The 13408-nt window shown below is 55.5% G+C and carries 13 protein-coding genes; 11 read left to right on the top strand and 2 right to left on the bottom strand.

Annotation, left to right across the window (positions count from 1 at the left end):
• Positions 1-50: 50 nt before the first annotated feature.
• Entirely contained in the window at positions 51-2657 is a 2607-nt protein-coding gene (locus ACXAIA_RS13800; RefSeq protein WP_475349837.1) for a hybrid sensor histidine kinase/response regulator, read from the top strand.
• Positions 2658-2687: 30 nt separating this feature from the next.
• On the opposite strand, the gene ACXAIA_RS13795 is transcribed toward ACXAIA_RS13800, so the two are convergent.
• Positions 2688-3725, bottom strand: coding sequence for a sodium:calcium antiporter (locus ACXAIA_RS13795; protein WP_475349836.1), 1038 nt, complete (start codon positions 3723-3725; stop codon positions 2688-2690).
• 279 nt (positions 3726-4004) lie between these two features.
• Between ACXAIA_RS13795 and ACXAIA_RS13790 the strand changes: the two genes are divergently transcribed.
• The 10 genes from ACXAIA_RS13790 to ACXAIA_RS13745 all read left to right on the top strand — a co-directional run bounded on the left by ACXAIA_RS13790 (position 4005) and on the right by ACXAIA_RS13745 (position 12238).
• Positions 4005-4343 (top strand): hypothetical protein, encoded by a 339-nt coding sequence (locus ACXAIA_RS13790; protein ID WP_475349835.1) that lies wholly within the window; start codon positions 4005-4007, stop codon positions 4341-4343.
• Positions 4344-4390: 47 nt separating this feature from the next.
• Positions 4391-4711, top strand: coding sequence for a hypothetical protein (locus tag ACXAIA_RS13785; RefSeq protein WP_475349834.1), 321 nt, complete (start codon positions 4391-4393; stop codon positions 4709-4711).
• 247 nt (positions 4712-4958) lie between these two features.
• The gene (locus ACXAIA_RS13780; RefSeq protein WP_475349833.1) at positions 4959-5594 is read left to right on the top strand and encodes a substrate-binding periplasmic protein; all 636 of its coding nucleotides are present in this window, start codon (positions 4959-4961) and stop codon (positions 5592-5594) included.
• A 415-nt stretch (positions 5595-6009) separates the two neighbouring features.
• Complete coding sequence (locus ACXAIA_RS13775; RefSeq protein WP_475349832.1) at positions 6010-6501, top strand: hypothetical protein; 492 nt, start codon at positions 6010-6012, stop codon at positions 6499-6501.
• A gap of 327 nt (positions 6502-6828) precedes the next feature.
• On the top strand, positions 6829-7419 hold the full coding sequence (locus tag ACXAIA_RS13770; RefSeq protein WP_475349831.1) for a hypothetical protein: 591 nt from the start codon (positions 6829-6831) through the stop codon (positions 7417-7419).
• 328 nt (positions 7420-7747) lie between these two features.
• Positions 7748-8473 carry a hypothetical protein gene (locus tag ACXAIA_RS13765; protein WP_475349830.1) on the top strand — a complete coding sequence of 242 codons (726 nt, stop codon included), beginning with the start codon at positions 7748-7750 and terminating at the stop codon, positions 8471-8473.
• A 222-nt stretch (positions 8474-8695) separates the two neighbouring features.
• Complete coding sequence (locus ACXAIA_RS13760) at positions 8696-9595, top strand: DMT family transporter (RefSeq protein WP_475349829.1); 900 nt, start codon at positions 8696-8698, stop codon at positions 9593-9595.
• A gap of 83 nt (positions 9596-9678) precedes the next feature.
• On the top strand, positions 9679-10158 hold the full coding sequence (gene nikR / locus ACXAIA_RS13755; RefSeq protein ID WP_475349828.1) for a nickel-responsive transcriptional regulator NikR: 480 nt from the start codon (positions 9679-9681) through the stop codon (positions 10156-10158).
• Between the two features lie 610 nt (positions 10159-10768).
• Positions 10769-11842 (top strand): recombinase RecA, encoded by a 1074-nt coding sequence (gene recA, locus ACXAIA_RS13750; protein WP_475345127.1) that lies wholly within the window; start codon positions 10769-10771, stop codon positions 11840-11842.
• Positions 11843-11932: 90 nt separating this feature from the next.
• Positions 11933-12238: an NIPSNAP family protein gene (locus tag ACXAIA_RS13745; protein WP_475349827.1), complete on the top strand. Its 306-nt coding sequence runs from the start codon at positions 11933-11935 to the stop codon at positions 12236-12238.
• Between the two features lie 24 nt (positions 12239-12262).
• Here ACXAIA_RS13745 and ACXAIA_RS13740 read toward each other — a convergent pair whose 3' ends face one another.
• Positions 12263-13300: a helix-turn-helix domain-containing protein gene (locus ACXAIA_RS13740; protein ID WP_475349826.1), complete on the bottom strand. Its 1038-nt coding sequence runs from the start codon at positions 13298-13300 to the stop codon at positions 12263-12265.
• Between the last annotated feature and the right edge of the window lie 108 nt (positions 13301-13408).

The raw sequence follows: 13408 nt of genomic DNA, 5'->3' as shown, positions 1-13408 counted from the left end.
GCTAAAAGTGTAGGCTATTTTGTTAAGTTATTGTCGTTAAAGGCGGTCGCGTGCTGTTTCGGGGGCTTATCCTTGCTGTAAGTGTCGCATTTGTTGCGTTTGTCTTCGTCCTGATGGACGTGCTGGCAAAGGCAGGCCTTGACGCGCGTCTGATGTGGATTATCGGTGCGATGGTCACCGGTGTGGCGGTGGTTGCCGTTGCCTCGCTTTCGCTGTCGGCAAAACTTCGCAATGGCGGTCATGATGGGCTTGGCCCCCTGATTTCGGGCTTCGCCAAATCCGATATCGGTGTTGCGCTGATTGATGCCTATGGCAAGACGATCTACGCCAACCCGGCCTTTTCGTCCAAACTCGGCATTGATGCCGGTTCGGACATGCTCTCCGCGCTTGAAGCGCGTCTGTCCTTCCTCGGCATTGGCAGTGATGAACTGGCAGAGCTGCGCACACGGGCCATGCGCGGCGAGGGCGGGCAGATGTTTGTCGATCTGTCGCGCTCAGAAAAACTTGCCGCAGATGACAGTACCACCGACGACGAAGGTTCTGAGAAAACCGATGACAGCGACGCGAATGAAAGCACTTCTGTGGCAAAGACATCGGGCAACGGAGCCTGCCTGCGCATTTCTGTAACCGCGGCAAATGCGCGAGCGGGCCAGATGCTCTGGACTGTTGATGGTGTTGATGCGTCGCTTATGGCCGATAGTGGCGCATCCATGCTGCTCCCGTCCGAGGAACTGCAACAAAACTTTGCCTTGTCCGCGCCCGAGGCATCCGAAATGGCCGCCAACCTTCCGGTTGCCGCGGCCCAAGGTGGCTTTGAACATGCCGATCAGATGATCGAACGCCTGCCGGTCGGGGTCTGTGGCCTCGACGAGGAAGGGCGCATTCTTTATCTCAACCGGCGTCTGGCAAGCTGGCTGGGTGGGGAGCCGGAAGATTTCAATAACGGAACGGTCGAACTGGCGGATCTTATCGTTGGCGATGGCATCAATGGCGAGGTCAAATTCAAGGTGGCCGGTGGTGAGCCCATTCGGTGCTTTGTGACCCATTCGATTAATGCACCGGGTACGGGCCCTGTGCGCAGTCAGGCCGTGATCTTCCCCGATCCGATGCCGGCCCACGAATGGGAACATGCGCTGGCCGAAACCGAGCGCCGGGTGCGCTGGTTCTTTGATGAAAGCCCGCTTTCCATCGTTCTGGCCGATATGTCGGGTACAGTCACCGATGCCAACCGCGCCTTTATCGTCACGGCCGGTCAAACCCATGACAAGGTTGTCGGGCGTTCGATCCTTGAGCTGATCCTGCCCGAAGATCGCGACGAAGTGGCGCGCTACCTGTCCAAGGCCGTAATGGGCATGGGCAAGGGGGGGCAGATCGAAGCCCGGCTTGCCGGTGCGCGCGGTGTTGCGGCCCAGATTTATCTGCAACGTGTGGCGGGCCGTTCGGGCGAAGCCGGCGCGTTGCTTCTGAACTTCCTGGATACGACCGAGCAGAAGAACCTTGAGGAACAATTTGCCCAGTCCCAGAAAATGCAGGCTGTCGGTCAGCTTGCTGGTGGGGTGGCGCATGACTTCAATAATCTTCTGACCGCAATGATCGGGTTCTGCGATCTTCTGTTGTCGCGCCACGGGCCGGGTGATCCGAGCTTCGCCGACATCATGCAGATCAAACAGAATGCCAACCGCGCGGCCAATCTTGTCCGCCAGCTTTTGGCGTTCTCACGCCGTCAGACATTGCAGCCGAAAATCATCAATATCACCGATGCATTGGCGGAGATGTCTAATCTTCTGCGCCGCCTGATTGGCGAAAAGATCGACCTTAAGGTCAGTCATGGTCGTGATATCGGTCTGGTCAAGGTTGACCCGGGCCAGCTTGACCAAGTGATTATCAATCTTGTTGTCAATGCGCGTGATGCCATGGCCGGCGAGGGCGGAACGCTTACGGTTCAGACCAGCACGGAGATCATTGACGAGCCGACCGCAACCGGCACCGAGGTGATCCCGCCGGGCGACTATATCGGTATCAAGGTCACCGATACCGGCATTGGCATTCCCAAGGAAAACCTGACCCGCATCTTCGAGCCCTTCTTCTCGACCAAGCAGCGCGGCGAAGGCACGGGCCTTGGTCTTTCGACGGTGTATGGCATCGTCAAGCAGACCGGTGGCTTCATCGCGGTCAATAGCGAGGAAGGCAAGGGCACGACCTTTACCATCTATCTGCCGCGCTATGACGCATCCGAAGAAGAAATTGCCGAAACCCAGGCCGTGATCGAGGAAACCCCGTCGCGCGATCTGACCGGCACCGGTGCGATCCTTCTGGTCGAGGATGAGGACGCGGTGCGGACATTCGGTGCCCGTGCCCTGCGCAGCAAGGGCTATGACGTGCTTGAAGCCAACAATGGCGATAACGCGCTTGAGGTGCTCAATAACACCGAAAAGACGATTGATCTGGTGATCTCGGACGTCGTCATGCCGGGCATTGATGGCCCGACCCTTGTTCGCATGCTGCGTGAGCAAAAGCCGGAGCTTAAAGTCATCTTTATCTCGGGCTATGCCGAAGATACCTATCGCGATGAGCTCGATGAAGAAAACGGCGTGCACTTCCTGCCCAAGCCGTTCTCGCTCAAGGACCTTGCAACCAAGGTCAAGGAAGTGCTCTAGGTCCTGACCCTGGCTTTCCAAGCGCTTGGCCTAGCCCGCAAGATAGAAGACAGACGCCCCATAAAGGGCCAGCATCGCCACACTTTCCCAACCGATATTGCCAATGCCGCGGCGTTCGCGGTTTAGCATGCCAAGCAACAAAACGCCGCTCATCAGGATGACGAGTGCGATGGTGAACAGGTGCTGGTCGCTAAAGGCGGCATAAATGGATCCTTCGCGATAGGCGAAATCCGATGCGGCGAGAAACAGCACGTCAAAGGCATTGCCGCCAATAATGTCACCAACCGCAAGATTGACCGCCCCCATGCGCACAGCTGCAATGGCCGATACAAATTCCGGGAAGGATGTGGATATCGCGGTCAGGAAGGTACCCACGGCAGTTTCACTGATGCCGGTGATTTCGACAATCGCAAGGCCAGCCTGCCCGATAATGTGCCCGGCAATCGCGGTCAGCAGGGCAAAGGCAAGAAATTCGGTCCACAGGCGGGCATTGCTTTCGGGGTTTTTATCAGCTTCTTCATGTTTGGCATCTTCTTCGGTCAGATCGGTTTTTTCGGGATGCCACATCGGTTCTTGTCGGATTTCCGACAGAAGCTTCAGCCCGAATGCATAAATGACAAACAGCAGGATCGATGCCGGGTGAATCTGGAAGACCGTCCATTCCGGCCCGGCATATGCCAGGATCGGCACCGAAAGCATGCTGACCAGCAACGTGGTTTGCGCAAGGCCGGTTGCACTGGCTGCGGCATGTTCGAGATTGCCCTTGCGATAAAACAGATCGGCAATTGCGAGAAACGTTGTCTGGGCGGCAATCCCGCCAAGGGCGTTACCGATGGCAAGGTCGGTGTGGCCTTGCCACGCCGTGGTCACCGACAGAACACTGCCCGGCAGGCTGGTCGACATGCCAACAAACAATGCACCAGCGATGATCTGCCCCATACCTGTACGCTCGGCCAGTTTGACGGCCACCCCGGCAAGTCGGGTTCCGGCAAAACCGATGATCAATGTACAGACCGCAAAGGTCATTACGATAAGGCCAAGCGACTGCTGGCCAAGGTCAAAGGGCATGCACTGCTTTCCGTGATCAGAGAAGACTACATTGTGTAACTTCTGACAGGCTGGCTTGTTCCCGGAGCCGTGTTTTCCATCTGCCGTGCTGGGCTTTGGGCATCCCGGACTATGTCCGAAATGTGCATTAGATTAGTCCAAAGAACAGTTTGAGGCATGTATAATAATGGCTATCTTTCTTGAATGGCCTTAAAGACGCACCATCGTTTACCTTGATCCTCACTTGGTGGTCTGTCTGATTGCAATAGCATTCTTAAAGCAAGCGCCACGGAGGTGTATGTGGCTTCATCATTGTGCTGCAAATCCCGCAGAAGTCGGCTCCCCGGGGCGACTAGTCTGCTGTTTTTGTTGCTGTCATTCGCGGTGGGGACGTCCGGCCGTGCCGCCGAGGAAACCTGCCTGCGTATTGCTTTGCCAGAACTCCACACAACCGAGGAACGCGCAGCAACGTACCGTGCCCTCATGAAGGATGCCGGATTGTGTGTGCATACTATTTTGGTTCCGCAAATTCGTGCCTTTGACGCGATCAGAAAAGGTGAGGCCGATGGCATTCTTGCCGCAAGGGATGATTTTCCATCGATTGTGGGTACGCCGGTTGTGCCGGGTGGTGTTTTCTGATGCGGCTGCCCGCCATGCTGGTAGTTCCGGAAGGACCGATTGCGGGGATGGCTGGGCTCGACGACGAGGTCCTTGGCGTGCCCCGCGGCGCTGTCTGGTCAAAAAAGCTTCTTGCAACCTATCCCGATCTTGCGACCGTGCCGCAGACTGTCGACAAGATGCATGAAATGCTGCTTGAAGGACGGATTAATGCGATGTTGCTTGATGCATACTCTTTGCAAAACCTCGCAGGTGGGGTGCCCGCAGGCTACAAGGCAATCCCGGTCGACAGCATATCTGTCCGCAGTTGGCTAAGGGCCGAGCATGCCAGTCTGATCCCGCAATTTGATCAAGGTACCAAGGCCTATCTAAAACAGGCAGGTTATTAGAACGCGACCTCCAACCCGCAGGGATCTGCGAATTTCCTGCTGGTCAATCAGCGCGAACCAAAGTATCGTCCCGCCCAAGGATCATAAGATCCAAATAAAAAAAAGCCTTCCGACAAGGGTCAAAACGACCCGCTTCGGGATGCGGCAAAACAAGAATAATATGGGTGCCGTGGGGGTGTTTATGGTGCGCTATTCCAGACACGGGTTTGTCAAAACCTGTGTTTTTGCAGTGATATGCCTTGTCGCTGTGATGATATCTTTCCGCCTGTTGCCGGCTGCCAATGCGCATGAGCGCTGCCTGCGGATCGCCATGCCCGAAATCCATGCCGATGAACAAAAGCGCGCGCTCTATCGAAAGGTGATGGACGAGGCCGGGCTTTGTGTTCAGCCTTTGGAAATGCCGAAAGTCAGAGCGATTTCGGCGTTGCGGTCTGACCGGATTGACGGTGTTTTTGCCGGACGCAATGACCTGCCGACCCTCTCACAGGTATCTCTGGTGCGCGGAGATGTTCTTTTGGGATCACTTGATGGCTATCTGATTATACGCGAAGGGCCGGTTGAAAGTATTGGGGATCTCAATGGCGAACTCCTTGGTGTGCCGCTTGGCGCGTCATGGTGCCACAAGCTGGTGAAACTCTATCCCAATGTCGTGGAAGTGCCGCGTGGGGCCTTGATGCTCCCGGAAATGCTGGCCGAAGGGCGCATTGATGCCATGCTGCTTGATGCCTATTCGCTTGCGCTGTCCGGGGGCGTGCCGGACGGGTACAAGGCTGTATCGGTGGATCATTTCGACGTGCACAGTTGGCTAAAGGCAGAGCACGCGGACCTCAAACCGCAATTTGACCGCGGCACCAGCGCCTATATTAAAGCAATTGGTCATTAAACGGTACAGTGTGGGATTAACCCATGCCTATCCGTTGGACCTACACGAACCCCATCACTGGCCCTAGACCTTTGATTGGTGTGAGCTTATCGTTTCCCGTAACGGATCAGACAGGTCCCACAAAACAGGACTTGCAGATCAATCGCAAGCCGACTTTCTCGGGATGCGGTCATTCAACAAAACGTTGATGCCGAGGGGGCCAGAAATGGTGTTATTTCTGTCGCGCGGGTTTGCCAAAACCTGTGTGTTTACTACGATTTTTTTTGTTGCCATTTTGCAGTCTTTCCGGTTGTTGCCTTCCGCCAGTGCAGATGAACAATGCCTTCGCATTGCCATACCCGAAATTTACAGTGATCAGCAAAAACTCGACCTGTATCAACAGGTAATGAAGGATGCGGGACTATGCGTCCGTCCAATGGTGTTGCCGCAAATTCGTGCGATTGCCGCGTTGGGTTCGGGCCAAGTTGATGGTGTCTTTGCCGCCAAGAATGACCTACCGGACATGGCAAAGGTCGCCATGGTTTCCGGTGAAGTTCTGCTTGGTTCGCTTGCCGGCTATCTGGTCGTGAGCGAGGGCCCGATCGAAAGTTTTTCTGATCTCAGTAACGAGGTTCTTGGCATGCCCCTTGGGGCGACATGGTTTGCCGATATTGTCGAAGGTTATGCCAATGTCGTCAAAGTGCCGCGTGGTACGGGGATGTTACAGCAAATGCTCGCCGAAGGGCGGATTGACGCCATATTGGCAGATGCCTATTCATTGGACGTTACCGGTGGTGTGCCTGAAGGCTATAAGGCTATTCAAGTTGATCATTTCGATGTGCATAGCTGGCTCAAGGTAGAGTTTGCCGATCTACGTCCACAGTTTGATAAGGGAACCAGTGCCTATATGGCTGTGGTTAATCGTTGACCTGTTCCATTTTTCGGCGCAGAAACCCTCTGGACTCACGCGAAGCTGTCAATTGGCCCTAGCGAATTGGTGCGCTTGGCGATAACGTCTAAAGTAACGGGTCATCAAGATCCGAACAAATCACTTGCAGATCAATCGCAAGCCGACTTTCCCGGGATGCGGTCATTCAACAAAACGTTGATGCCGTGGGGGCCTGAAATGGTGTTCTTTCTTTCGCGCGGGTTCGCCAGGACCTGCGTTTTTGCAACGATATGTGTCGTTGCGCTTTTCCTTTCTTTCAGTCTGTTGCCAGCTGCGAAGGCAGGGCAGGCGTGTCTTCGGATCGCCTTGCCGGAATCCGCCAGTGGCCCGGTTGGTCCGGATGTGTATCGCGCGATGATGCGTGACGCCGGATTGTGCGTCGAGCCAATGCCGATGCCCCATGCACGGGCCTTTATGGCGATGCGCTATAACAAGATTGATGGTGTGTTCGCGATGCTCGAAGAGTTCGAGCAAAACGTCGGCACGCCCGTGGTGAAGGGATCGGTTCTTGTCGGCGCCCCGGACGGGGTTCTGGTCATCAAGCGTGATGGCCCCCGCAGTGTTTCTGAACTGAGTACCGAGGAGATTGGCGTCTGGCTGGGGGCTGCCTGGTCAGAGAACCTTCTGGCAGATTATGAACATGCTGTTCGGGTGCCGGGCGGTCCCAGGATGATGTACGCAATGCTGTCGAAAGGGCGTCTTGATGGCATGTTACTGAATGCCTTTTCACTTGGCGTTCAGGGGGGCGTGCCAGATGGGTTTGTGTCGATCCCGGTGACAAAGCTTGCGGTCTATAGCTGGCTTCGCGCAGAGCATGCGGGTCTTTTGGCAAAGTTTGATATCGGCACGGCCCATTATCGCGAAAAAATTCTCGCCTGGCACAATCAGGCCTCGTAAGGGCGTCAATACACTCAGGTCGGGTTGGTGCTGTGTCGCACCTTTTCGCGTTCTGAGACGTAAGGAAATTTCAGGCACCAGCTTATGAAGTCGTGCTGATTTTTGGCACACCAAAATGTTGTATCGCGACCTATACGTTTGCCTTCTGTAAAGCGGGAACCGGGGCTTGCAGCGCCTTTTCGATTACGCTTATAGTTTTGATAACGGCAAAAGCCGAAACCAAAAAACAATGAAGATGACCTGACCGCAAATAATGACGGCAGGCACACAGGAAGGTTAAGCAACATGTCTCGCAATGACGGGCCAATGTTGCCTTGGGGGTGATACTATGGCGCTTCGCAAGCCAACTGCGATCGTTCGGTCGTGTATGTATGCTGTCATTTTGTTGGCAGCGGTGATCCTTTCATTCGAACTACTGCCATCGGCAAAGGCAGACGAGCAAGTCTGTCTCAAGATCGCGCTTCCGGAAATGGCCGATCATGATCGATCTGCCGAACGCTATCGCGCGGCCATGGCCGAGGCCGGATTGTGCGTGCAACCGGTCTGGTTGCCGAACAAACGCACGGCCGTTTCATTGAAACGCGGTGAAATTGATGGGGTGTTTGCCAGCGTCGATACCATTCAACAGTCGGCCGGTGTGCCGCTTGTGGCTGGTGGTGTCGTTGTCGGGCGCCCCAAAAGCCTTCTGATTACGGCTGATGAAACCGTCCAGGCGCTCAGTGATCTTAAGGACAAGGAAATCGGTGTTTGGCTTGGTGATGAGCGCGGCGAACAGGACCTTGTTGGCTTTGCAGATGTCGTAACGGTGCCGGGTGGGGCGGGGATGATGTTGCGCATGCTGCGCCATGGTCGGCTGGACGGGCTTCTGATTGATGATTTCTCGCTCAATCAGACCGAAGGCATCCCGGAAGGCTATCGCACCATCGAGCTTGCAACCCACACAGCCTATAGCTGGCTGCGCAAGGAATACGAGGCGCTGCTTCCGAAATTCAATCGTGGCACGGATATCTTTCGCGCATCCCTTGATGACCAAAGGCCGCAAAACAAGTCCTGACGTCGGGGCACTGCGCGACATCAAGCAGCACAGCTGTGCACATTGCGTTTCCAATCATCCGTAATGCCGGGCACCGCGCGTGTGCGCGCATGCAATAAAAGCAATTGCAAACCATCCCGAATTTGCGCTGTATGAGTGAATGGGTCGCGCCACCACCACCACGACCCTGAAACCCAACCGGCTCTGAAGCCGGACAGATAAACAATTTTGGAAACGCGCCCCATGATCCCCCTGTTTGGCGAGGCCGCCGCCTTTACTGCTGCGCTCTGCTGGGCGAGCTCCAGCATGATTTTCTCCAATGTCGGTGGAAAGGCTGGCGCGCAGACTGTCAATCGCGGGCGTCTGGCCTGCTCTATCTTTTGTTTGACACTCCTGCATTGGGTGCTTGAAGGACAGCCTTGGCCCAATTCCGTGACATGGGAGCAGCTTGGCTGGTTGTCGCTGTCATCGGTCTTGGGGCTGGTGATTGGCGATGCCTTGTTGTTTCAGGCCTTTGTGATCATTGGAGCACGTCTGTCGATGCTTCTGATGTCGACCGTGCCGATCATGGGTACGGTGTTGGCGTGGCTGTTGTTTGACGAAACCCTTCGTCCGGTTGAAATCGCCGGTATTGCCTGTGGTGTTGGCGGGATTCTGATCGTCATTCTCGGCAAAAAGGGACGCCCGGTCGGGCTGGTGGGGCGCGATTACCTGATGGGCATTCTGTTTGGATTTGGTGGGGCGATTGGACAGGTGGCCAATCTGATTACCGCCAAATATGCCCTGATTGACGGATATTCGGCGCTGTCGGCCAGCTGGATCAGAACGCTGGTTGCGGTTATCGCGATGTGGGGGCTTGCCGTCATCATGGGACGTGTGCGCCGAACGGTCATGGCCTGCATTGCGCCAGATGTTGGCAAGTGGCTCCTGCTTGGTGCGTTTATCGGGCCTGCGGTGGGCGTGTGGCTTTCAATGCTGGCCGTTCAGAATGCCAATGTCGGCATTGCCTCGACCCTGATGGCATTGCCGCCGGTTTTGCTGATTGTCTATGAAGGTTTGATCATGCGCAGACCGGTCGGCTTGCAGGCGGTGGCGGGGACCTGTTTGGCCTTTGGCGGGGTAGCCTTGCTGTTTTTGAACTAGCTCTCATGCGCTCTGCCCTTTTGACTTTTTCCTCAATCGGTTAGACTTCGGGCAATAGCACACCAGAAGATCAGGATAACGCCATGACCCGTGTAACAGTTTCCATCGAAGACGATCTGATGGAGGCCTTTGACGCCTTTCTCGATCGGCGTGGTTACACCAACCGGTCCGAGGGGTTTCGCGATCTGATCCGTGAGAAGCTTCAAAACACCAAGCTTGAAGAAAATGCCGACGGCGTCGGGATCGCGGTTTTGAACTATGTTTATGATCACGAGGAACGCATGCTGGCATCACGCCTGATGAGCACCCAGCACGAGCACCATAACCTGACGGTTTCAACGGTGCATTTCCACATTGATCATGACACCTGCCTCGAGAGCGTGACCTTGCGTGGGAGGCTGTCGGAAATTCGGGCGTTCGCGGACAAGGTTCTGGCCCAGCCCGGCGTGCGCCACGGGCAGCTTTATTCCGTCCCCGGTGAGTTGCATGTCGAAACCCACCATCACGGCGATGAACATCACGGGCATGCGCACAAGCACGAACACCTGAAAATCACCACCTGACGGCCCTGTTGACTGGGGCTGGCGGCAAGGCAACGGCTGGACGATCTGGTTGGGGATAAAATGTCGGGAGGGAGCCGCCCCGAGATACCCTGCGATGGCTCTTAAAATCGCAAGGCATTTGACAGCTGTCCCTCCCATCCCCTGAGGGATACGCGTTGGGACGCGATGACGAGATCATATCGCCTGCTTGCTGAAATACAATGTGCCGAGAGTCCAAATTAATGTGCAGTGCGTCCAGATACCTCTGACGCACATTTTTCGGTTAGCAGTTTGGGGGGGCTGTTATCACGCGGATTGCTATCCCCATGATCGGGCAGGCCGGTTGCGCAATGGCTGCTCGCCCGGACTTTAGCCTTCCATAATCAGCCATCATCTTGGGGCGGCGGTTTGGAGCGCCTTTCTTTGGCGGGCATAAAAATGAGAACAAACTTGCAACATCGGAAATTTTGTGAGAATGTTCGCATTATGTTCTCAAGTGTTTTGTCGGCAGGAACACAGTGGCAGGCTGTGACACAGGCAAAACAATCTAGCGGTGGCGTTCCGCATTTAGGTCCGGGGAACCGCCTGCGTTGCATCAAACCCGGCCCTGTGGAATAAGAGAGTTCGAGCAATGATTCAGACCGCGCTGCATTTGGTGGATAAGGATACTATGGATAAGCAGAAGGCACTCGAAGCCGCCCTTGGGCAAATCGAACGGGCATTTGGCAAGGGCTCGATCATGAAGCTGGGCCAGCGCGAAAATGCCGTTGATATTTCAGCAATTTCGACCGGTTCGCTGGGCCTTGATATCGGCCTTGGCATTGGCGGTCTTCCGCGTGGCCGTATCATCGAAATCTATGGTCCGGAAAGTTCGGGTAAAACCACACTTGCGCTCCATACCGTTGCCGAAGCGCAGAAAGCCGGTGGTACCTGCGCCTTTGTCGATGCCGAGCACGCGCTTGATCCGAGCTACGCCCGCAAACTGGGGGTAAACACCGACGAGCTGCTGATTTCCCAGCCTGACGCTGGGGAGCAGGCGCTTGAAATCGCCGACACGCTGGTGCGTTCCGGTGCGATTGATGTTCTGGTCGTCGATTCGGTTGCGGCCCTTGTGCCGCGTGCGGAACTCGAAGGTGAGATGGGCGATACCCATGTTGGTCTTCAGGCCCGCCTGATGAGCCAGGCGCTGCGTAAACTGACAAGCTCCGTTGCGCGGTCGAACTGCATGGTCATCTTCATCAACCAGATCCGTATGAAGATCGGTGTGATGTTTGGCAGCCCGGAAACCACCACCGGTGGTAACGCGCTGAAATTCTATGCCTCTGTCCGTCTTGATATCCGCCGTATCGGCCAGATCAAGGATCGTGACGAGGTCGTGGGCAACCAGACGCGCGTCAAGGTCGTCAAAAACAAGATGGCGCCGCCCTTTAAGCAGGTCGAATTTGACATCATGTATGGCGAAGGTGTCTCCAAGATGGGTGAAATCCTTGATCTTGGCGTCAAGGCCGGCATCGTCGAGAAATCCGGTTCCTGGTTCTCCTATAACTCGACCCGTATCGGTCAGGGTCGTGAGAACGCCAAGAACTTCCTGCGCGAGAACCCGGAAATGACCCAGGAGATCGAAAACAGCATTCGCGAGAGTGCCGGTCTGATCGCCGAAGCCATGACCAATATGAGCGAAGACAATCCGGTCAATGACGATTGATCTGAATGATCTTGCAAAATAATCTCAAAAGGCGGGATGCTGAAACATCCCGCCTTTTTTGTTCGCGATCCTTATGACGGAGCTCTTATCGTGGTCACGTGCTATCTGAAATACATCATCGACAGTCACAAGGTTCCTGAATTTGAAGCCTATGCCAAACGCTGGATTCCGATCGTTAACCGTATGGGCGGAACCCATCATGGTTACTTTTTGCCGCATGAAGGGGCGAGCAACGTCGCATACGCGTTGTTCAGCTTCCCGAGCCTTGCCGACTACGAGGATTACCGCAACCGCATGGCAGGTGACACCGAATGCCAGGACGTCTTCGAGATGGAAGCGCGTAATCGCAGCATCATCTCTTATGAACGCAGCTTCATGCGCCCGGTTCTGGACTGATCGGTCTTTGCGGGGTTCCTGACATCAATGCCCGGTGCCTTTTTGCTGCTGCCACTGGCTGGGGGTTTTGCCGGTAATGCGCAGGAATTCCCGATTAAAATTCGATTTGGTGTTAAAGCCACTGTTCAGCATGGTGTTGGTGACATTCTCGCCGGCATCAAGTGCGCGGCAGGCATGATCAATCCGGTATTTGTTGATATAGCGTGATACGTTTTCACCTGTCGCCGCGTTGATCGCAGTTGAAACCTGTTTGAGCGGATAACCCAGCCGCCGCGCGATACGCGCCAGCGTCAAATCAGGATCAAGATAGAGCTTTTCGCGATTTATCAGCATTTCGAGTTGCGCCATGATTTCCGCGACCGGAATGTCGGGGGCGGGCCTTGTGTCTTCGGGGGCGAGGTTGGCCCTTGTGCCTGCGTCCTGTGTTGCATCATCTTCTTCGCGCGCAACGGCAATGGCGGGCGACAGGGCCAGCAACCCGATGGCAAGCAGGGCGACAGATGAAAACACACTCAGGATAATACCCGGCGCGTTGTCGGCCCCCATTTGCAAGGCAACGGAAATCAGGGCGTCACTGATGGCCGAGATGATCAGGGCAATCGCAATCACCCGCCAGATCAAGGCCGGCACCGGACCGGATGCCAGACGCGTATGGGCCAGATCATTGCCTTGACGGTGCAGCGCCAGAAGAATGGCAAGTCCGTAACCCACGAACAATCCGCCAAGCAGTGCGTCAATCAGCATCGGTGCAAAAAGTACAATACCGGTCATGAGCGCCGGGGCGGCAATATGCCAGATGTCGCTGGCGTGAAGACGCGGCCGCACACCACCTTCGAGAAAGGCGATCCAGGCCAGGGCCGGGATTACGGATGCGGTGATCGGCTGCACGAGACGGAGCTCCAGAAAGCCGTAGTAATGCACCAGCGACACTGTGATGCTTTGAACCGCACAGCCGAGTAAAAGCGCGCCCAATAGCGGCGATGTCTTTTCAAACAGCACGGCCCGGACAAACAAGAAAGCCAGCAGCAGGGCAACAATCAACGGAACGGGCAGGGCGATCATGGTGGCAGCGTTATCCAGACAGAAATGTCCCAAAACCGGTTTTGCACGTCCTTAAACCGGTTTGAGGACGCCAGAACCCGCAAGGCAGATGCAATTTGATACCCGTGA

It is taken from the genome of Thalassospira sp. ABL2_045, from assembly GCF_056161285.1.
Note: the sequence above shows the minus strand (reverse complement) of the source record. Positions and strands in the feature narration are given on the sequence as shown.